At 70.2% G+C, this 21,128-nt stretch carries 16 protein-coding genes and 1 tRNA gene; 3 read left to right on the top strand and 14 right to left on the bottom strand.

What is annotated here, in order from left to right:
* Window positions 1-957, top strand: coding sequence for an ABC transporter ATP-binding protein (locus OG574_RS29715; RefSeq protein WP_326775706.1), 957 nt, complete (start codon window positions 1-3; stop codon window positions 955-957).
* Window positions 958-997: 40 nt separating this feature from the next.
* Here OG574_RS29715 and OG574_RS29710 read toward each other — a convergent pair whose 3' ends face one another.
* The 9 genes from OG574_RS29710 to OG574_RS29670 form a co-directional block, all read right to left on the bottom strand.
* Window positions 998-1,672, bottom strand: coding sequence for a hypothetical protein (locus OG574_RS29710; protein WP_326775705.1), 675 nt, complete (start codon window positions 1,670-1,672; stop codon window positions 998-1,000).
* Window positions 1,669-2,109, bottom strand: coding sequence for an acyl-CoA thioesterase (locus OG574_RS29705; protein ID WP_326778672.1), 441 nt, complete (start codon window positions 2,107-2,109; stop codon window positions 1,669-1,671). The genes OG574_RS29710 and OG574_RS29705 overlap by 4 nt, the downstream gene beginning before the upstream one ends.
* Entirely contained in the window at window positions 2,109-3,773 is a 1,665-nt protein-coding gene (gene ettA, locus OG574_RS29700; protein ID WP_326775704.1) for an energy-dependent translational throttle protein EttA, read from the bottom strand. The genes OG574_RS29705 and ettA overlap by 1 nt, the downstream gene beginning before the upstream one ends.
* Window positions 3,774-4,308: 535 nt before the next feature.
* Window positions 4,309-5,250 (bottom strand): TolB family protein, encoded by a 942-nt coding sequence (locus OG574_RS29695; RefSeq protein ID WP_326775703.1) that lies wholly within the window; start codon window positions 5,248-5,250, stop codon window positions 4,309-4,311.
* A 421-nt stretch (window positions 5,251-5,671) separates the two neighbouring features.
* A complete protein-coding gene (locus tag OG574_RS29690; RefSeq protein ID WP_326775702.1) occupies window positions 5,672-5,860 on the bottom strand; it encodes a hypothetical protein in 189 nt (62 codons plus the stop codon).
* Window positions 5,861-6,920: 1,060 nt separating this feature from the next.
* Entirely contained in the window at window positions 6,921-8,336 is a 1,416-nt protein-coding gene (locus tag OG574_RS29685) for a Cys-Gln thioester bond-forming surface protein (RefSeq protein ID WP_326775701.1), read from the bottom strand.
* A 322-nt stretch (window positions 8,337-8,658) separates the two neighbouring features.
* Window positions 8,659-9,201 carry a single-stranded DNA-binding protein gene (gene ssb / locus OG574_RS29680; protein WP_326775700.1) on the bottom strand — a complete coding sequence of 181 codons (543 nt, stop codon included), beginning with the start codon at window positions 9,199-9,201 and terminating at the stop codon, window positions 8,659-8,661.
* 197 nt (window positions 9,202-9,398) lie between these two features.
* Window positions 9,399-11,303 carry a GTPase gene (locus OG574_RS29675; protein WP_442816856.1) on the bottom strand — a complete coding sequence of 635 codons (1,905 nt, stop codon included), beginning with the start codon at window positions 11,301-11,303 and terminating at the stop codon, window positions 9,399-9,401.
* A 5-nt stretch (window positions 11,304-11,308) separates the two neighbouring features.
* Entirely contained in the window at window positions 11,309-12,961 is a 1,653-nt protein-coding gene (locus tag OG574_RS29670; RefSeq protein ID WP_326775698.1) for a dynamin family protein, read from the bottom strand.
* Between the two features lie 277 nt (window positions 12,962-13,238).
* On the opposite strand from OG574_RS29670, the gene OG574_RS29665 reads away from it, so the two are divergent.
* Window positions 13,239-13,311: transfer RNA gene (locus OG574_RS29665), tRNA-Arg, on the top strand.
* 273 nt (window positions 13,312-13,584) lie between these two features.
* Here the strand turns inward: OG574_RS29665 and OG574_RS29660 are convergent.
* The 3 genes from OG574_RS29660 to OG574_RS29650 form a co-directional block, all read right to left on the bottom strand.
* On the bottom strand, window positions 13,585-14,025 hold the full coding sequence (locus OG574_RS29660) for a VOC family protein (protein WP_326775697.1): 441 nt from the start codon (window positions 14,023-14,025) through the stop codon (window positions 13,585-13,587).
* 306 nt (window positions 14,026-14,331) lie between these two features.
* The gene (locus tag OG574_RS29655) at window positions 14,332-16,527 is read right to left on the bottom strand and encodes an MMPL family transporter (protein WP_326775696.1); all 2,196 of its coding nucleotides are present in this window, start codon (window positions 16,525-16,527) and stop codon (window positions 14,332-14,334) included.
* A gap of 155 nt (window positions 16,528-16,682) precedes the next feature.
* Entirely contained in the window at window positions 16,683-17,315 is a 633-nt protein-coding gene (locus OG574_RS29650) for a DedA family protein (protein ID WP_326775695.1), read from the bottom strand.
* Between the two features lie 163 nt (window positions 17,316-17,478).
* Here OG574_RS29650 and OG574_RS29645 point away from each other — a divergent pair, with 163 nt between their 5' ends.
* On the top strand, window positions 17,479-18,126 hold the full coding sequence (locus tag OG574_RS29645) for a class I SAM-dependent methyltransferase (protein WP_326775694.1): 648 nt from the start codon (window positions 17,479-17,481) through the stop codon (window positions 18,124-18,126).
* A gap of 11 nt (window positions 18,127-18,137) precedes the next feature.
* Here OG574_RS29645 and OG574_RS29640 read toward each other — a convergent pair whose 3' ends face one another.
* Window positions 18,138-18,782, bottom strand: coding sequence for a MerR family transcriptional regulator (locus OG574_RS29640; RefSeq protein WP_326775693.1), 645 nt, complete (start codon window positions 18,780-18,782; stop codon window positions 18,138-18,140).
* A gap of 296 nt (window positions 18,783-19,078) precedes the next feature.
* Entirely contained in the window at window positions 19,079-21,022 is a 1,944-nt protein-coding gene (locus OG574_RS29635) for an AMP-dependent synthetase/ligase (protein WP_326775692.1), read from the bottom strand.
* Window positions 21,023-21,128 lie beyond the last annotated feature (106 nt).

Here is a 21,128-nt window from a genome sequence, read left to right as displayed (position 1 = left end):
ATGACCACCACCGACCCCACCCTCGCCGATCTCGAACGGCGCGCCGCGGACCGCCGCGACCAGCCCGCGTACGGCCATGACGCCCTGATCACCTGCGACCGGCTGGTGCGGATCTTCTCCACCGACGGCGTCGAGGTACAGGCGCTCCAGGGGCTCGATCTCCTGGTGCGCGAGGGCGAGTTGATGGCTCTCGTCGGCGCGTCGGGCAGCGGCAAGTCGACGCTGATGAACATCCTCGCGGGGCTCGACGAGCCGACGGCGGGAGCGGCGAAGGTCGCGGGCTGCGACCTGCTCACGATGGGCGCGAAGGAGCGCCTGCGCTACCGCAGGGACATCGTCGGCTTCGTCTGGCAGCAGACGGCCCGCAATCTGCTCCCCTATCTGACGGCAGCCCAGAATGTAGCGCTCCCGATGCAGTTGAGGGGCGGCACCAAGCGCTCCCACAAGTCCCGGCGGGCCGTGGAACTCCTCGATCTGCTGGGGGTCGGCGACTGTCGCGACCGGCGCCCGCAGGCGCTGTCGGGCGGTCAGCAGCAGCGCGTCGCCATCGCGGTGGCGCTCGCGAACGAGCCGTCGGTCCTGCTCGCCGACGAACCGACCGGCGAGCTGGACTCCCACACGGGCGAGCAGATCTTCGCCGCGTTCCGCACGGCCAACGAGGAGCTGGGCACGACCATCGTGATCGTCACGCACGACCAGGCCGTCGCCTCCGAGGTCCGCCGCACCGTCGCCATCCGCGACGGCCGCACCTCGACGGAGGTCCTGCGCCGCACGCAGGTCGACGCGGCCACGGGCCAGGAGTCCCTGATCTCACGGGAGTACGCCATGCTCGACCGCGCGGGCCGGCTCCAGCTCCCCGCGGACCACACGCGGGCGCTGGGGATGCGGGACCGGGTGCTCCTGGAGCTGGAGGAGGACCACATCGGGGTGTGGCCGGACGACACCGAGCCGGGCTGATCCTGATCCGTACCGGGAGGCAGGTGTCCGGCGCGGCCGGTCAGACGGGCGACACGGAGAGGCCGGAGATCCCGTTGCCGCGCCGCAGCGCCACGGAGCCGTAGGCCGTGCGCAGCCGCAGCCACGAGCCGCTGCTGAGAAGGTCGAGCGCGTCCCCGCGGAGGAATCCGAGAGACTGGGCCGCGTGGGCGGCCCGCACCGGAACCCCGGTGTCGCCGATGGTCCGCGACCAGATCTCGCGCCCGGTCCGGTCCAGTTCGGCGCGCGTGCGCGCATCGGGAGCCAACTCGTCGACCCGCGCCTTGAACTCGGCGACCGCGGCGCGTACGAGCCCGCGTACGACGTCCACGTCCGGGAAGCCGGGAACCAGCTCCCAGCCGCCGCGCGGGGGCAGGACACCGGCCCACGGAGGACCGGTCACCGCGGCGGGCACGCGCGCGCTCCCGGCCCGCTCGTCGATCGACTCGAGCAGCTCACCGGCCGACACGGTCACGTCCAGCGAGCTGTCGAGCCCGTACTCGTACGGCTTCAGGAGGCGGGCCGTGCGGATCGCGAGCACCTCGAACGACGGCGGCCGACCGAAGACGGCAAGCGCCTGTCCGCCCGCCTGGAGCCGCACGGCGGCGGCCCGGTCGTAGTGCACGAGCCGGCCGAGGAAGGCGGCGAGGTCCGCCCCTTCCCCGGCGTCGGCGAAGTGCAGCACGGGTGCCGTCATGCGGCCAGCGCCCCCGAGCCGCTGTCGGCACTGTCGTCCATGTACTCCTGGAGGTACGCCTTCTCCTCAGCGGTGATCCGCCGGGGCCGCTGCGCCTCCAGGTTGAACGGCACAACCACGGTCGAGGCCCGCACGTAGAGCTGGCCCTCGTCCTTGATCTCGTACGCGATCGTGAGCGACGCGGCGCCGATCTTCGTCACCCACGACTCGATGGTGACCGGCGTGTGCCGGTGCACCAGCGGGCGTACGTAGTCGATCTCGTGGCGGGCCACGACGGACCCGCCGGAGAACGACGGCGACCCGTCCCCGGGCGCCAGCTGGAACATGAAGTCGATCCGCGCTTCTTCCAAGTACCGCACGAAGACAGCGTTGTTGACATGCCCGAAGGCATCCATGTCCGACCAGCGCAGGGGGCAGGCGTAGATGTGACGCACGATCAGCCTCGCGTCAGCTTCTTGTACGTGGCACGGTGCGGGCGCGCGGCGTCCGCGCCGAGGCGCTCGATCTTGTTCTTCTCGTACGACTCGAAGTTGCCCTCGAACCAGTACCACTTGGAGTCACCCTCGTAGGCGAGGATGTGCGTGGCGACCCGGTCCAGGAACCAGCGGTCGTGGGAGATGACCACGGCCGCACCCGGGAACTCGAGGAGCGCGTTCTCGAGCGACGACAGGGTCTCGACGTCGAGGTCGTTCGTCGGCTCGTCGAGGAGCAGCAGGTTGCCGCCCTCCTTGAGCGTCAGGGCGAGGTTGAGGCGGTTGCGCTCACCGCCGGACAGGACGCCGGCCGGCTTCTGCTGGTCCGGGCCCTTGAAGCCGAAGGCGCTGACGTACGCGCGCGACGGCATCTCGACCTGGCCGACGTTGATGTAGTCGAGCTCGTCCGACACGACGGCCCAGAGGGTCTTCTTGGCGTCGATGTTGGCGCGGCTCTGGTCGACGTAGGAGATCTTGACCGTGTCGCCGACCTTGATCGAGCCGTTGTCCGGCGTCTCGAGGCCCTGGATCATCTTGAACAGCGTGGTCTTGCCCGCGCCGTTCGGACCGATGACGCCGACGATGCCGTTGCGCGGCAGCGTGAACGACAGGTCGTCGATGAGGACCTTGTCGCCGAAGGCCTTGGAGAGGTTCTCGACCTCGACGACGATGCTGCCCAGGCGCGGGCCCGGCGGGATCTGGATCTCCTCGAAGTCCAGCTTCCGCATCTTGTCCGCCTCGGCGGCCATCTCCTCGTAGCGGGCGAGGCGGGCCTTGGACTTGGTCTGGCGCCCCTTGGCGTTGGACCGCACCCACTCGAGCTCTTCCTTGAGCCGCTTGGCGCGCTTCTCGTCCTTGCGGCCCTCGACCTTGAGGCGCGTGGCCTTCTTGTCGAGGTACGTCGAGTAGTTGCCCTCGTAGGGGAGCGCGCGGCCGCGGTCCAGCTCGAGGATCCACTCGGCGACGTTGTTGAGGAAGTAGCGGTCGTGGGTCACGGCGACCACGGCGCCCGCGTACTTGGAGAGGTGCTGCTCCAGCCAGTTCACCGACTCGGCGTCGAGGTGGTTGGTGGGCTCGTCGAGGAGCAGCAGGTCGGGGGCCTCGATGAGGAGCTTGCACAGCGCCACGCGGCGCTTCTCGCCACCGGAGAGGTTGTTGACGGGCCAGTCGCCGGGCGGGCAGCCCAGGGCGTCCATGGCCTGCTCGAGCTGCGCGTCCAGGTCCCACGCGTTGGCGTGGTCCAGGTCCTCCTGGAGCTTGCCCATCTCCTCGAGGAGTGCGTCCGAGTAGTCGGTCGCCATGAGCTCCGCGACCTCGTTGAAGCGGTGGAGCTTCTTCATGGTGTCGGCGGCGCCGTCCTGCACGTTCTGCAGGACCGTCTTCGACTCGTCGAGCTGCGGCTCCTGCATGAGGATGCCGACGCTGAATCCGGGCGAGAGGTAGGCCTCGCCGTTCGACGGCTGCTCGAGGCCCGCCATGATCTTCAGCACCGTGGACTTACCGGCACCGTTGGGACCCACGACACCGATCTTCGCGCCGGGCAGGAAGTTCAGGGTGACGTCATCCAGAATCACCTTGTCGCCGTGCGCCTTGCGCGTCTTGCGCATGGTGTAGATGAACTCAGCCAAGAGAAACCGTCCGGCAATCGATGTGTGGGCAGATACACCCCATCTTGCCTGACCGCCACCCCATGGGGGAAACCAGTATGGCCAGGGGTCCATGACCTGGCCGTTCTTGGCTCGTCTCGGTAGCTGACCTGTCACCGGTTGTCGACGTCGGTCACCATTGAGCCCCTTCGCACGGCCCACAGACGGCCCGGCAGCCGAACGCTGCGCCCTCGACAGGCTCAGCCAGATCGCGGCAGCAGCGGCTCCCCCTCGGCTCATCCGCCGCGATGATCCGCTCACGCTCCCGCACCGTGACGGCGTCGGTACGCGATCCGCTCCCGCCGGCCGTTTCTGCCCGGCTTCGGCGCCCCAGGCAGGACTCGAACCTACGACCAGGCGCTTAGAAGGCGCATCGCCAGTTCGTACGCAGCATGCCTCCGACCTGGCCAATCGTGCTGCTGTACGAGTCCTGCAGGCCCACTTCGACACGCATGCGACTCGTAGTCCTCGGAGGGCCTGCCGCGGGCACCACCCGGGCCCGCGGCCGGTGTTCCTGCTACCTGCTCAGCCAGTCGGTGGGGGTCACAGCCTGGTCCGTCAGGACCTGGAGGTTCTTTCCGTCGGCGGCGTCGACGACATAGGTGCTGTGGGTGTAGTCGAAGTCGTCCGTGGCGGAGAAGGCGATTTGAGTGCCATCGGGCGAGAAGACGGGGCCCTGGACGCTGCTGAGGGGGGTCGTCCAGCTGCTCTGCAGCTCGGTGACGGCGCCGGTCGCCACGTCGACGGCGTTCAGGCCGTTCTCGGTGACGTACACGATGCGCTGCCCGTCGGGGGACCAGTCGACAGGCGTGGACAGCGCGTTGCGAACGGTGCTGATCTGGCGTACCTGCCGGGTGGCGATGTCCATGACCCAGACGTCCCTGCCGTACTCCCAGCCGTCGTCCGTCTCGTACGTGGTGGTCCTCACGAAGGCGATGCTCTGGCCGTCGGGCGAGAAGGTGCCTGCGCCGCCGGTTGTCGTGAGCACCTCCTGTCCTGTGCCGTCGCTCTTGATCCACTCCAGACCGCGCGGGCTGTTGTAGACGATCCGCTTGCCGTCCGGGGACCAGTCGGGGTGGCCGACGTACGGAGCCTCATTGGTTTCGGGCGCGATACCCCGGACCAGAACGTGCTGGTCACTGCCATCGCCGTCAGCGACCACCAGGTTCCGGGCGTACATGCAGCCTTCGGTCTGGGGAATGCAGGTGTCGTCGCGCTGGATGTACGCCACGGTGGAGCCCTTCGGAGAGAGGACGCCTTCCTCGGCGTTCTGCGCGAAGGTCCGGATGACATCGCCGCTCACTGGGTCGAGCGAGACCAGAGCGGGAGAGCCGGAGGAATAGCCAGTGGCGGTGATCTGGCCGGCCGCAGTCCCCTGCTCCGCCGTGGCGGTCCCTGCTGTCGGCAGACCAGCAGCGACGACGATCCCCACGGCCACCACGACTCGTTTGAAAAGCACTTGAGCCCTTCTAGGACAACCGGAGTTTCCGGCCCCCGGTACAAGAGCGCAACCGGATCAAGAAGCGTCACAGGGGCGGCGTCAGGCACGTCAGCCCCTGGACTACCACCTCCACTTGGGAAGCTGCAGTGATCAAGGGCCGCTGCTACGCCTGAACTGGGCGAACGGCCGGTTCGGGGCCTCGGAGCGTGCCGCCGACGGCACCGTGATTCCCGGCTGCCCCCCGCTCGTTCTGGCGCGAAAGTGGTGCTCGGACCTCTCCGTCCCGAAGAAGTCGGGGCGCTCGCTGCCCTTGGGCTCCTGTGTCTGCCACCTGGGCTGATGGTCCGCTGACGTCCACGGTTGTTCGCGGTTGTGCGTCGTGGTTGTCACGCAGTTAGACACTCAGTGCGCCTCGCACGCGGAGCCGTGGCGCAAGTTCCTAGAGGCTGCGTAGCGCCTCGTACAGGTCGCCGTAGGCGGTCCAACAGTCGATGCTGCCATCGTCGTACAGGCTGCCCATGTACCAGTCGTCGTCATCCACAGGCTTCACGAGACACAGGCCGTGGAACCCGAGAACGATCTCCGGGCGGGGCATCTCGTGGGCCTCGCCGACGCTGACCCACTTCACTGGCCGATCGGGATCCAGGGCGACAGCCTCTCGGTCCCCCGATACATCGCGGATCTGCTGAAGAGTCCATCCCCGGGGAAGTCGCGCGTCGGCCATCTACGGATGATCTCACTCGCCCGGTGTGGACTACCGCTTCAGGAGCGAGGTGGGGCGATCACTGGCGTGACCTGCGGAGTCCTACCTGGGCCAAGTCCACTGACCACCACCGGGGTTGCTCCTGAGTTCCCGCGAGTCCCCGCTCGTTCTGGCACAGGAGTGGCACAGTCACCAGCCACGCCGGATCATCGCTATTACGTGCTTCACCTGCACGGGCATGACCCACAGCCACACGGGTCCATCAGACGATTCGCACTCGATCACCAAGGCGCCGTCCGGGAGCCACAGCATCTCGCGGAAGGTCATTTCACGTGTGCGGACGCACTGCAGGTCTGCCGGGAGTTCACGCAGCCGCGTCCACGGCCAGCGAGGTTCCCATCGGAACTCTTCAGCACTGGCTTGCGTTCGGCCCAAGTTCCATCGGCGACTCAAGTCCGGCCGCTTGGCCCCGATCGGGAAGAGGGCTGGCTGCCCCGCATTGACCCGAGCCATAGCCTGTTTCGCTCGCCTACGGACAACCACAGTCCCGAGTAGCACGCCGAGGGCGCCGCAGATCGCCGAAAACATGCGCGAAGTAAAGCAGGGCGTTGACTCTCGGCCAATAGGTCCAGGCCAGCTTTTGACACAACCTCACCGACCGCCCTCCCCAGCTCCCATCCCGTCCGCCGTCGACCCACACACCGCGGAGCGGGCGTGGTTCATGGCGTCCAGGTGGAGCGCGCCACTGTACGAACGACCTGGACGCCATGGGCCGCGTCTGCTCGGCTCTGCCTGGGTCGATGGCGGACGGGATGGGAGCCCACCACACTCGCCACGATGTGCCCGCGGCCGGGAACGGCGCCCCCTCCCACCCGGTGCCGGCCGATCCCCCGCCGGAGGCATCATCTTGTGCCCGCGGATGGCGACGCATACGGCCCCGGCCGCCGTGGAGGCGGGCCGGGGCCGGGGTCAGGCGTGGTGGGGGTCAGTCCTGGGTCGGGGCCTTCTTCTTGCGGACCAGGAAGACCGCGCCGCCGCCGATCACCACGAGGGCGATGGCGATGCCCGCGATCAGCGGGGTGGCGTTCGAGCTGCCGGTCTCGGCGAGGTCGCCGGACTTGGTGCCGGTGCCGCCCACGGAGGCCGGGCTGGGCTGCGACGACGGCTGCTCACTGCCGCCCGCGGTGCTCTCGGTCTTGCAGTCGAGGACACCCTTGAACCGCTTCTCGAAGCCGTTCGGACCCTTGATCGTGAAGTCGTACGCCTGGTCCTCCTGCAACGGGATCGTCACCGTCTGCGAGGCCCCGGCCGCGATGGTGTGCTCAAGGCCCATCAGCTCGAAGGTGAACGCCTCGTCACCCTTGTTGGTCGCCGTGATGTCCACGCCGCCCTTGTCGCAGTTCTTCTGCGCCGACAACGCGGGGGCCGCGCCCTTCTTCGCCCAGTTCGCCGTGGCGGTCGCGGAGACCGTGGACTCGCTGGAACCGGCGAGGATCTGCGTCTGGCTGCGGGTCTCGGAGGCGAAGGCCCGGCCGACCGGCACGGTCGTCGACGCCTGCACCGTCAGCGCGGCCGTGCCGTCGGCGGCGCCCTCGGGCACGTCGAAGAACAGCTGCCCGCCGTCGGCGGCGGACGTCACGGGCTTGCCGTCCTTGTCGACGACCTTGACCCCGCTGGCGGCCGCGTCGGCGGGCGGCGTCACGCTCACGCTGTCGGCGTTCGTACGGACCGTGACCGGACCGAGCCGGTCACCGGCGCGGCCGGAGACGGCGGAGGGCTCCAGGTTCAGCGAGGCCTTCGGCTCGGCGAGGGGCTGGGCGCTCTTCTGCAGGTAGTCGGCGAGCTTCTCGGCCGCGGGGCTGACCGCGTCCACGTCCGCGCCGTCCGAGTAGCGCCAGATGGCGACCTGGGTGCCGGCCGCGGCGTCCTTCTCGGTAAGGCTGCCGGCGCCGGCCTTGCGGGCCAGGTCGGCGAGGTCGTTGACCTGCGGGTAGGAGTTCTGCAGGATCCAGCGGATCTTGCCCGCGTCCGCGTTCCCGTTCAGCGACGTGCCGCTCCAGGGGGTCTCCTGGTACTTGGCGTCCCGCTGGGTCGGGTTGTGGATGTCGATGCAGTACGTCTGCAGCGTGCCGCCGTTGTCGACGGACATCTCGAACAGTCCGGCGGAGACGGGCTGGTCCTTGCCGTTGTCGTGGATGACGGCCTGACCGTAGGTCTTGAGCCCGCCGATCGTGGCGGTCGCGCCGCCCTGCTGCTGAGGGACCTCGTCCGCAGAGGCCGCGCCAGCGCCGGATATCGCGGCGGTGACCACGAGTCCGGAGACCAGGGCCGCCGCGGCGAGGCGGGCGGCGCCCCGCCCGCGTGGGGTGACCGCCGACAACACAGATACCGCAGAGAACACAGAATTCCCCTTCAGGCGGGAGACATTGGCACGAGGGGGGTGACGTCCCGCCGACAGAACGATGTGTGAATCAGACGCTTGAGCAGACATCCGAATCAATGGCCCCGTGGGCTACGCCCGGCATCCTAAGGAAGCCGCGCACCACAGTCCCCAGGTCAGAGCGGTACGAGAGCGATCCGACTCGGAATCGTTATCGCCGCTAATGATTACAGCCCTGGCTTATCGACAAATCAACGGCACGGAACCGGTGTTCATTCGCCGATAAGCCGCACTTCGGGCCGCATTCGAGCCGAGCCGCGATCCGAGGAGTCAGCGACCTCTTTCAGCCGACGACGGCCGGTTCTCGCCGTTCGCTCTGCCGCTGGTCCTGCCGGTCCTGCTGGTCCTGCTGGTCCTGCTGGTCCTGCTGGTCCTGCTGGTCGTGCTGGTCCTGCTGAGGTTCGCTCTCCCCCTGCGGCTCGATCTCGAACGACGGTTCGTTGCCGTCCGGTTGGCGCCCCGGCCGAGTCTGCCGGCTCCGCCGGAACGCGGTCGTCCCGCGCGACAGGTCGTGCCCGACGGCCGACGCCTGGATGTCCGCCGACGTCCAGTGCTGCCCGCCCCGCTCTTCGTCCCGCACCCGCAACCGCCCCTGGACCAGCACCGGTTCACCGATGGACAGCGAGCCCTGCACGTTCGTGCCGAGGGTGCCCCACGCCCACACCGTGAAGAAGTTCGTGTGCCCGTCCACCCATTCGTTGCGCACCCGGTCGAAGCGCCGGGCCGTCGCCGCGAGCCGGAACCGCGCCACCGGCCCCTTCGGCAGCTCCCGGTACACCGGCGTCGTCGCGACGTTACCCACGACCGTCACCGTCGTCTCGCTCATGTCGGTCCACCCCTCCCCTGCGCACGGACGCGTGCGGGCCCGTCCCGCACGGCCTCGTCCGTACCGCGTTCCCGGTCGCTTCCGGGCCGCGATCTCAGAGTGCCTGTGCCGGGACGAGCCCGCTGGTGCCTGTGTTCTACCGGCCAGTTGTGGAAATCCCCGTCACCCGGCCAGGTGGCGACTCACGTCCGCGGGGGTCACCCCGTCACCTTCACGTACTGCTCCCTGACCTCCCGATACCGCAGCAGCTCGGCGGCCACCGGATCGAGGACGCGGGCGCGCCCGGACCCCGCCGCCGCCTCCCGAAGGCGCCGTTCCGCGTCGAGCCCGTAGCGCCGCGCCGGCCCCTTCGCCGCCATCCGGCACGACCACTCCACACACGGTCCGCCGATGATGCCGCACAGCATCAGCAGCACCGGAACTCCGAGATTCGGATCGAGCACCCCGATGATCTGCCCCAACAGCCACAGTCCGCCGATGACCTGAATGATCGTCATGGAGACCTGTGCGAGGACCGCGACCGGCCACCAGCCGGGCCTCGGCAGCCGAGGCGGCGGCGACCCCGCCGAGACCGCCAGGTCGTCGAGCGCCTCCGGGAGCCCCTCGGCCCCCCGCGTCGCCGCCTCCCGCACCGCCTGCCCCCATGGCCCCGGCAGCCCCGCCGACGCCCTCTCGCCCACGATGCGCACCGCGTGCTCCACGCGCTGGCGCGCCGTCGCCTCGTCGTCGGCGGGCAAGGGCCTGACCGTCAGCGTGTCGCTCGGGCTGCGCTGGGACTCGTACCAGTGCCAGAGCCGCAGCCAGGGGGTGCCGCACGCCTTGTTGGCGTTGCGGCGCCAGGCGCGTTCGGCCGCCTGTCCCGCGGCCTCGGCGCCCACGGCGTCGGCGAGCCGGTCGGCGAACTCCTCGCGGGCGTCCTCGCTGAGCCCGCTCTTGCGTCCGGTCGCGTAGACGGGCCGCAGGCGCAGCGCCGCCGCGTCGATGTCGGCCGCGATCCGGCGGGCGGCGGCGCCTTGCTCGCGCGTGAACTGGTCCAGGGACTCGCGCAGTTCATCGACGCCGTCGCCGGTGAGCGCGGACAGGGAGAGTACGGTCGCGCCCGGTTCGCCGTGCTCGCCGAGCGCGATCCCGTCCTCGTCGAGGAGGCGCCGCAGATCGTCGAGTACGAGGTCGGCGGCCTCGCCGGGCAGCCGGTCCACCTGGTTGAGAACGACGAAGGTGACCTCCGCGTGGCCGGCCAGGGGCCGCAGATAGCGCTCGTGCAGCATCGCGTCGGCGTACTTCTCGGGGTCGACCACCCAGATGACGGCGTCGACGAGCGCGAGGATCCGGTCGACCTGCTGACGGTGCTCGACCGCCGCCGAGTCGTGGTCGGGCAGGTCCACCAGGACGAGCCCCTTGAGCGGCGCGTCCACGTCCTTGGGACCCTGGCCCTGGAGCGGGCGGCGGCGCAGCCGGCCGGGGATCCCGAGCCGGTCGAGGAGCCCCGCGGCGCCGTCCGTCCAGCTGCACGCGATGGGTGCGGAGGTGGTGGGCCTGCGCAGTCCCGTCTCGGACAGGGGCACGCCCGCGAGGGCGTTGAAGAGAGTCGACTTGCCGCTGCCGGTGGCACCCGCGATGGCGACGACGGTGTGCCGGACGGAGAGCCTGCGCCGGGCGGCCGCCTCGTCGAGCACGTGGCCCGCCTCGGCGAGGGCCGCGCCGTCGACGCGGGCGCGGGAGAGCCCGACGAGTTCGCGCAGCGCGTCGAGGCGCTCGACGAGCGCCGCGTCGGCGCCCTGGAGCCCGTCCTCGTGGGCGTACGAGTCGGGCATGGCCTCCACGTCGAAGACGCCGGAGTCCGCGACGCGCCGGGCGATGAGCCCGTCGTCCCAGGCGCCGCCGCCGGAGCCGTCCACGTCCTCCCGGGGCGGATCCACGCGCCCGGCCGGTTCCGTGCCATCGGCGGGCTCGGTGTGATCGGCGTGCCCGGCTCGCTCGGTGTGCCCGGCGTGCCCGGCGTGCCCGGCGTGATCAGTGTGATCGGCGTGCCCGGCGTGCCCGGCGTGATCAGTGTGATCGGCGTGCTCGGTGTGATCGGTGTGGTCCGTGACGGTGGTCACCGCGGTCACCTCTCCTTCTGCAGTACGGACAGCGCGGCGATCAGTTCGGCCTGGGACTCGGGCTGTACGTCGAGTGCGTCGAGCGGCGCGAGCCTGCGGTCGCGCTCCACGGCGAGCACCTTGTCCAGGTATTCGGTGAGCAGCCGCCCGCCCCGGTCGCGCAGGCGCAGGGCCCCTTGGGCACCGATGCGTTCGGCGAGGCTCTCGCCGGCGCTGCGGGCGCGGTTCCCGCCGAGGAGGGCGGTGGCAAGGAGGGCGGCGACGAGTTCGGTGTCGGGCGGCGGAGTGGTGTCGAGGGTGCGTACCTGTTCCTCCGCGTACTCCTCGAGCATGCGGCGCCAGCGGCGTACGGCCATACCGATGCGGTGTTCCGCGGTCTCCAGGTCGGGGTCGCGGTCGGCGAGTCCGTCCGCGGCGCCCCCGGGGTCGCGGTGCCAGGCCTCGTCGATGCGTTCGTCGGCGGCGGTGACGGCGCACAGGAGGAGCGCGCCGAGGCTCTCGGTGAGCGCGTCGAGCAGTTCGACCGGCGCGCAGTCGAGGGGGTAGCTGCGCCACCGCTTGAGGGCGTCCCCGGCGAGCACGCCGCCGCTCTGGAGCCGGGTGCGCACGCGCGCGTGCTCCCTCGCGTACGTCTCGTCGACGGTGGCCGTGAGACGCAGGGCGGCGGCGTACTGGGAGGCGACGGCGCCCGCGAGTCCGGGGGTGCGGACCCGGAGGGAGTCGATGACTCCGTTGGCGGTGCGGGCGATGGCGGCGCAGCGGGCAGTGGGGTCCTGCACACGGTGGCTGAGCCAGGCGCGCAGCGGGGCGACGGCGGTGGCCGGCAGGAGGCCGCCGCCGCCGGTCGACTCGGGCAGTTCGGGGACGGTGAAGCGCGGTACGTCGCCGAGTCCGGCCTTGGCGAGCAGGGCCCCGTACTGGCGGGAGACCTCGGCGACCATCTGATGGGGCACGCGGTCGAGGACGGTGACGAGGGTCGCGTTGTTCTCCTTGGCGCTGCGCAGCAGGTGCCAGGGCACGGCGTCGGCGTAGCGGGAGGCGGTGGTGACCATGATCCAGACGTCGGCGGCGCTGATCAGCTGGGCGGCGAGTACGCGGTTGCGGGCGACGAGGGAGTCGACGTCGGGCGCGTCGAGGAGGGCGAGCCCGCGGGGCAGGTTGCCGGAGGTCTCGACACGCAGGACGTGTTCGTCGTCGTCGGCGGGGGCGGCGGCGCCGAGCTCGATGTCGTCGGGGCGGCGGGGCGTCCATACGCGGGTGAGGTCGGGCAGGACGCGGGCGCCGGAGAACCAGCGGTGGTCCTCGGGGTGGCACACGAGTACGGGAGTACGGGTCGTGGGCCGCAGCACGCCGGCCTCGCTGACCTTCCGCCCGACGAGGGAATTGACGAGGGTCGACTTCCCGGCGCCGGTCGACCCGCCGATGACGGCGAGCAACGGGGCTTCGGGATCTTTCAGCCGGGGCACGAGATAGTCGTCGAGCTGCGCGAGGAGCTCCACCCGGTTGGCACGCGCACGCGGCGCCCCCGGGAGAGGGAGGGGAAAGCGCGCGGCGGCGACACGGTCGCGCAGCGCGGAGAGTGCGTCGAGCAACTGAGGCCGTACGTCCAAGGTCACCACATGCGAAGAATGCCCAATTTTGGCGGCTTTCTGAAGCATATGGACGTCTCTGCGCGCCGATGCGGCCCATCCGGTCCATGGGACGGAAGGGACGACTGGGGCGCAGGCATAACGAGTGCACAACACCCGGGGCGTGAGACGCTAAAAGCGGTGCACGATTCGTACCTGCCTGCGATTATCAGGACCGCTTCACCGAACCTCCACATCGTGCCACGGAGGCGAAGCAGCAGGGACAGGGATCCGGGAGCCCTATCCTTGGTCCCGGCAAGGTCACGGATCTCCCCCACATCCGTCCCGAGCCACCGGCCACACACCGGCCCCCGTAGCTCAGTGGATAGAGCAGGCGCCTTCTAAGCGCTTGGCCGCAGGTTCGAGTCCTGCCGGGGGCGCCTCTCATCGGCCCTACTTCGGTAGGGCATTTCTGCTGGTCAGGGGCCCTTTCCGTACACGCACAGAAGCCCCGGCCACTCCCCCGATGATCACGGGGTGGGTCCGGGGCCGTCCGGCCGTCACCGGGTCTCTGCGGGTCGCCGTGTCGCATACGTGTCGAAGTTCCTGGCGGCGGGTCGGTCGGCGGCGCGGGACCTCAGAGGTGGCGAGCCACCCCTCTCCGAGGTCCGTCTCATGGCTTCCGTTCGGCTGCGTGGTTCGGTTTCTCCTTCTCAGTGCAGTTGCTCGGCCAGTCCGACGATGATGCCCTCCGGGCCGCGGAGGTAGCAGAGCAGATAGCTGTCCTCGAACCGGGCGATCTCGCCGACGAGTTCGGCGCCGTGAGGGCGCAGGCGGGCAACGGTGTCCTCGATGTCGTCGACGGCGAACATGACGCGGTGCGTGCCCAGAATGTTGTGCGGCCGGTTGCGCGGCCCGGCGCTGATCACCGCGGGGCTGCGGTACTTCGCCAGCTCGAGCCGGCTGTGACCGTCCGGGGTCCGGACCATCGCGATGTCACAGCGGACGCCGTCAAGACCGGTGCACTGGTCGGCGACGAGGCCCTCGACCTCCGCCCTGCCCTCCAGCTCCATACCGAGTTCCACGAAGAACCCGATGGCGGCATCCAAGTCCTCGACGACGATGCCGACGTTGTCCATCCGCTGAATCGCCATGCTGGTTTCTCCTTCTTCCTCGTGCGACCGGTGGTGGCCGCTGATGTCCCTGGGACGGAGCCGGTGGCACGTTCTCGACATCCACAGACCACCGAACTCCGAAGAATCCGGATCGCGCCTCAGGTGAGATTCATCCGGATGTACCAGCCCACCGCCAGCACGATGAGAATGGCGCCCGCGAAGGCCCACACCGTGGTTGCTGCGCTGTGCGAGGTATGGATCAGAGCAAGCATCCGACGCAGACGGCGCAAGGCGGCCGGGCCGGGCGCCTCTGCGCCTCACCCGCCCGCCCTGCGGAGTGCAACGTCACCGCAGCGCCTCTGAGCGCGGTGCCGGTGCGGGCGCGGGCGGGGGCGGCGGGGCCGAGGACTCGCGGAAGCCGTACTTCGACCACCAGCGGGCCAGTGGGGCCGGTGCCCACCAGGCCCGCTGGCCCAGCAGCGCCATCGTCGCGGGCACCAGCAGGCCTCGTACGATCGTCGCGTCCACGAGGACCGCGATGACCAGGCCGACACCGATCATCTTCATGAAGAGGATCGAGGAGGCCATGAAGCCGCCGACGACCACGACGAGCAGCAGCGCCGCGCTCGTGATGATCTTGGCCGTGCGCTGGACGCCGAGCGCCACCGATTCGACCGGGTCGCCGCTCACCTCCCACTCCTCGCGGACGCGGGAGAGCAGGAACACCTCGTAGTCCATCGCGAGGCCGAACGCGATCGCCACCACCAGGACGGGGAAGTTGGCGTCCACCGCGCCGATCGGCTCGAAGCCGAGGAGCCCTGAGAGGTGGCCGTCCTGGAAGATCCACTTGATCGCTCCGAACGCGGCCAGGAGCGAAAGGAGGTTGAGGATCACCGACTTGAGCGGGAGGAGCAGGGAGCCGAAGGCCATGAAGAGGACCAGGAACGAGACGACCGCGATGAACAGGGCCATCCACGGGAGGCGGTCGCCGATCATGCCGACGATGTCGGCCCGGGACGCCGGCATACCCGTCAGAAGTGCGTCCGCGCCGGCCGGGGGCGCCGTGGCGCGCAGGTCGTGGACCATGCTCTGCGCGGCGTCGGACATGGCGTCCGGCGTGTAGCGGAGCGTGATGCGCGCGTCGTTGCCCTCGAACGCCGTGGGGGTCGCCGAGGCTACGCCGTCCACGTCGGCCAACTCGGCTGCGTAGGCCGATACTTCGGCGCGGCCCACGGGGCCGGTGGAGCCCTGGACCACCGACGTCATGATCTGTGCGGGGTTTGTGCCGAAGTCCGACGCCAGTGTCTTGCTGACCACCTTCGCGTCCGCGTCGGAGGGCAGCACCCACTCGCCGGGGCGTGCCCAGTTGACGCCCAGGAGCGGTGCGCCCAGTCCTACGAGGACGGCGACGATCGCCAGGGAGGAGACCAGCGGCTTCCGCATGACCGCGTGCGCTGTGCGGTACCAGCGGCCTTCGTTCTCCGGCTTGGGAGCGCGGTTCCTGCCGCCCAGCGGGATGCGCCACTTGTCGATGCCGTGCCCGGTGCAGCTCAGGAGGGCGGGGAGGAGCGTGAGGGAGCCGACCACCGCGAACGCGACTACGGCGACCGCCGCGTACCCCATCGAGGAGAGGAAGCGGGAGGGGAAGAAGGCCAGTCCGGCAAACGAGATCGCCACGGCGATGCCGGAGAACGCGACCGTGCGGCCCGCCGTCGCGGTGGCGCGCTCCACGGCCCTGTCGACGTCGGCGCCCGCGTGGAGTTCTTCGCGGAAGCGGTTGACGAGGAAGAGCGCGTAGTCGATCGCCAGGCCGAGGCCGAGGATCGTGATGACGTTGATGACCGTGCTGGAGATCTCGGTGAACATCGTCAGGACGCGGAGCACGACGAAGGAGCCCAGCGCCACGAACGAGCCGACGGCCAGCGGCAGGAGCGCCGCGATCGCGCCGCGGAAGATCAGGACCAGGAGGATCAGCAGGATCGGGACCGAGAGCATTTCGGCACGCGCGATGTCCGAGCCGGTGAGGGTGTTGACCTGGTCGGTCATCGCGGCGACGCCGCCGTAGCGGACGGTGACGCCGTCGGCCGCGAAGTCGTCCCTGATCTTCTCCAGTGCCGCGACCTGCTTCTGGTCGTCGTCACTGGTGAACTGGACGGTGGCGTAGGTCTGTTGGTCGTTCCTTGATACGTAGGCGCTCGGGTTCTGGGTTCCGGGGTGCCAGAACGAGTCCAGGCGGGCGATGTCGGCGCGCGGGACGTCGTCGAGTGCGGCACGGACCGCCGTGGCGAAGGAATCGACCGTGGCGCCCTTGTCCTTCGACTCGTACAGCACGATGAGGTCGTTGGACTCGCGGCCGAGCGGGCCGTCGAGGACCTTGTCGGCCTGGACGGACTCGCCGGCCGGGTCGTCGAAGCCGGCTCCGCCGGTGAACGAGCCGAAGACGCCGGTGCCCCACACGCCGGCGAACAGCGTGAAGACGGCCGCCGCGGTGACGACCCATTTCCGGCGCCGCGCGGTGAACTTTCCGATAGCGGCAAACACTTCTGTCTCCCTGAATCAGTCAAATGGCGTGTGGCAAACGTCTGTGTCGCGTGACGTCGGTGGTGGTCGGCGAAAATAGATTTCGGCCCTCAGTGCAAGATTTCCGAGACTTCCGGGAAACGTGCGCGTCCGATATCCGCGTTACGGGGACTGCGCTATGCCCCCTTCGAAACATTCGCCGCCGGTGCGGTGGCCCTGCGCTGTGCGAGCGCCGCTGCGGCGCCGACGGCGACGGGCAGGCCGAGGCCTGTCGCGACGGAGTACACGGGGTCGTCGCTGACCGCCCCGCCGACGTAGCCCACGCCCACCGAACAGGCGGCCCAGACGACTTCGGCGAGCGCGGCGCCGATCGCGAACTTGCGGGCCGGGTAGCGCGCCGCGCCGGCCGCGAGCCCGCCGAGGAGGCGCCCGCTGGGCAGGAAGCGGACGCCGACGACGAACGGGATGCCGCCGCGCTGAACCCGCCCCGCGGCCCAGTCGAACAGCTCGCCCCTGCGTCCGCGCCCCGCGGCGCCGCCGCGCACCCTGCGGCCGGCGAACCAGCCGAGGCGGTGGATGAGGACGTCGCCGGCGAGCGCGCTGCCGGCCACCGAGAGCAGGACCAGGACGAGGGACATCTCGCCGCGCGCGGCGAGCATCCCGCCGGTGATCAGAAGCACCGCGTTGGGCAGCAGGGGCGGCAGCGTGGTGACCGCGAGGATCGCGTACGCCCAGCAGGCGGCGCCCGACATCCGGGTGGACAGGCCGGACGTGAAGTCGGCCCACGACACGAGTGAGGCGAAGTCCATCGGTCTCCCTTTCCCTGGGCCCGACGCCTCTTTGGAGGCATGTGCCGGGTCTTTGGTGAGGCGTGTTCCCAGGCCAGATGCCCACGGGCGGCACTGCGGGCAGCGACTGGGCGTGTCCTGGGCTTCAACAGTAACCTACGCTATCGATAGTTTCACTATCACTATGACGCAGGTGGCCATGACCGATGTGACGCTGCTCCTCCGAGAGTTCGCCCGCACCCGCCGGGACACCGGGGCCATCGCGCCCAGCAGTCCCCTGCTGGCGCGGGCCCTGACCCGCCATGTCATCCCCAGCCCGGGCCGCGCCCGCGCCGTCCTCGAGGTCGGCCCCGGCACGGGCGCCGTGACCCGGCGCATCAGGGCCTCGCTGGGCGTCCTGGACACCCTCGACCTGGTCGAGGCCAACCCCCGCTTCGCCGAACTCCTGCACCGCGACTACGGCGGCGACGAGCGCGTGCGGCTGCTCACCGGGCTCGTGCAAGAGCACGATCTGGGGAGCTACGACACCATCGTGTGCGGGCTGCCGTTCGCCAATTTCGACGCGGGCACGGTCGAGGACATATTCGGCCGGCTGCTCGCTGCGCTGCGTCCCGGCGGCACGCTGTCGTTCTTCGCGTACGCGGGGATGCCGCAGCTGCGCCGGGTGTTCACGACGGGCGGGGCGCGCGAGCGGACCCTCGCGGTGCAGGCCGTCGTCGGGCGGACCCTGGACCGCCACCGGTTCCGCACGGAGACGGTGCTCGGGAATCTGCCGCCCGCCCATGTGCACCATCTGGCGCCGGTGGCACCGCTGCTGGCGTACGCCGGGTGAGCCGGCGGGGGCTACGCGCTGTGCTTGCGCCCGCTGCTGATCCGGCCGGAGGCGTCCTCCTGGGCGATTCGCCGCAGCGCCGCCATGGCCGCGTCGCCGAGGACCGTGCCGAGGACGACGCCCTCGACCTTGCCGTCGGCGCTCGGGACATCGGCGAGCGCGCCGAGCTCGGCGACCGCCAACTCCCCTGCCGCGGCCGCGTACTTGTCGAGCAGGGTGAGCAGGTCGCCCCGGTCGAGGTCGCGGTAGGTGAGCACGATCTGGACGAGCGCCTGCCAGCCCGGGTTCTCCGGCTTCGCCGCCCAGCCGTGCCGGAGCACCAGCTCACGGACCTCGCCCTCGGCCCGCTCCCGGTCCTCGTCGGTACCCCGCTCGACGGCGGCCCTGGTCACCGCGGACTGGGCGACGCCGAGCATGCCGTGGACCGTGCGGGTCGGGGAGTCGACCTCGGACAGGACGTCGCGTGCGGCCGCGATGGACAGGCCGCCGACCTCCAGCATGGCGCGGATCAGCTTGAGCCTGCGGACATGGGAATCGTCGTACGCGACCTGGTTCGGGCTGGTGCGCTCGCCCGGGGGCAACAGGCCCTCGCGCGAGTAGTACTTGATGGTGGGGACCGGAACTCCGGTACGCCGCGCCAGCTCTCCGATACGCATTCCATGAGGATACTGCGCTTTCTCCGCGGCGTGCTCCCCGCCGTCCACGGGAATAGGAAGACGCTTTTATCGCCGCTGAATTCCCGCACCATCACACTTCCATGCGCCGCTCCGACGCTCATTCGGCAAAGAACTCCTCCGCCCAAAGCCGGAAGCCTCACCGGATGTCTTCGTGAGATGTCGTCGCGAGATTTCTGCGCGAGCAGTCTTCAAGCACTCGCCGCGCCCTTCGCCCACGGCCTGCTCACCGCCACGCCCCCGCATTCGCCCCCGGTCCCGGTCCCGGCGGCGGGCGGTCAGCCCCGGTAGAGGGCTTCGATCTCCCGCTCGTACGCGGCCGCGACCGCATGCCTCTTGATCTTCAGGGAGGGCGTGAGCAGCCCGTTGTCCTCGGTGAACTCGCCTTCCACCAGAGCGAATCTACGGATCGACTCGGCCCGCGAGACGGCCTCGTTCGCGTAGTCCACGGCCTCCTGCACCGCCGCGATCATCCGCGGATCACGGACGACATCGGCCATCGGGGTGTCGGCGGGCATCTTCCGTACGGACAGCCAGTGCGCGACCGCCTCCGGTTCCAGCGTGATCAGCGCGCCGACGTAGGAGCGGTTGTCGCCCACGACGATGCACTGGCCGACCGGCGGGCGGCTGCGGAGCCGGTCCTCCAGGACGGCCGGCGAGACGTTCTTGCCGCCGGACGTGACGATGATGTCCTTCTTGCGGCCGGTGATGGTGAGGTAGCCGTCCTCGTCGAGGACCCCCAGGTCACCGGTGGCGAACCAGCCCCCGTCGAGCACCTCCCCCGTCGCCTCGGCGTTGTTCCGGTACGCGCCGAACACGATGCCGCCCTTGACGAGGACCTCCCCGTCGTCGGCGATCCGCACGGCCGTGCCCGGCACCGGGAGGCCGACCGTCCCGGGGCGCGGGGCGAGCGGCGGGGTGATCGTGGCGGCGGCGCTGGTCTCCGTCAGGCCGTACCCCTCGTAGATGAGGATTCCGGCGGCGTAGAAGAAGAGATTGAGGCGCCGGTCGAGGGGGGAGCCGCCGCTGATCGCGTAACGCAGGCGTCCGCCGAGCTCCTTGCGCACGCGACGGAACACCAGCAGGTCGTAGAGGCCGCGGGCGAGGCGGAGACCGAGGGACGGGCCGCCCTTGCCGTCGGGGCCCTTGCCGCGGCTGAGGAAGCGGGCCATGTGTGCCTCGCCGTAGTTCACCGCGATCCGGTCGGCCCGGTCGAACGACGCGCCGCGGCCGAGCTTCTCCGCGGTGGCCCGGCCCGTGTCGTGGATCTTCTCGAAGAGGTACGGCACTCCGACCACGAACGTCGGCCGGAACGACCGCAGTTGGGGCCGCAGCTCGTCCGGCTTGATGCCGGGGCAGTGGCCCAGTTCGATACGGGCGAGCATGCAGGAGATCTGGATGGTGCGGCCGAGGATGTGCGCCAGGGGCAGGAACAGCAGCGTCGAGGCCACCTGTCCGGTCACCTCTTTGAAGATGGGGTGCAGCAGCTCCACCGTGTTCGCGGCCTCGGCGTGCAGATTGGCGTGGGTGAGGACGCAGCCCTTCGGCTTCCCGGTGGTCCCGGAGGTGTAGCAGACGGTCGCGACGGTGCCGGGGGTGAGCGCGGCGCGCCGCTTGGTCACCTCCTCGTCGTCCATCTCCCTTCCCAGAGTGGCGAGTTCGAGCACCGCGCCCGCGTCCAGCTCCCAGCAGCGCGGCCGCTCCTCCTCGGGCAGCGCGGCGAGCGCGGCCCGCGCGGTGGCCGTGTTCTCGGGGGTCTCGGTGATCAGATGGCGCGCGCCCGAGTCCCGAACGATCCACTCGATCTGCTCGGCCGACGACGTGGCGTAGACGGGCACGGTCTGCCCGCCGGCCGCCCAGATGGCGAAGTCGAGGACAGTCCACTCGTAGCGGGTACGGGACATGAGGGCGACGCGCCCGCCGGGTTCGAGGCCGCCCGCGATCAGGCCCTTGGCCGCGGCGGTCACCTCACGCGCGAAGGCCGCCGCCGTGACGGGACGCCAGTGCTCGCCCTCCCTGCGCCGCAGGACCACGGCGTCGGGCGCCTCGGCGGCGTTCGTGAAGGGGATGTCGGCGGGCGTGCTCCCGCCCGGGTCCGCGGCGAGGGCGGCCGTGCGCACCTCGCGCACGGTTCCGTGCTCGTCCTTGACGGTCTCGACGGTGGCCCGGTCCGTCAAGTCGCTGCGCTGCTGTGCCCGTTGAAGATCCTTGCGTACGCCCATGACGGCTCCAGGTCGCGGCTGACGTGATCCCTGCGTCTCGCTCGTCCCACGCAGACTTGCAGACTTACCCGGGCGTCAACTTACCCACGCGTAACGGAAATTCAAT

This window comes from Streptomyces sp. NBC_01445 (assembly GCF_035918235.1).
Lineage (GTDB): Bacteria > Actinomycetota > Actinomycetes > Streptomycetales > Streptomycetaceae > Streptomyces.
Note: the sequence above shows the minus strand (reverse complement) of the source record. Positions and strands in the feature narration are given on the sequence as shown.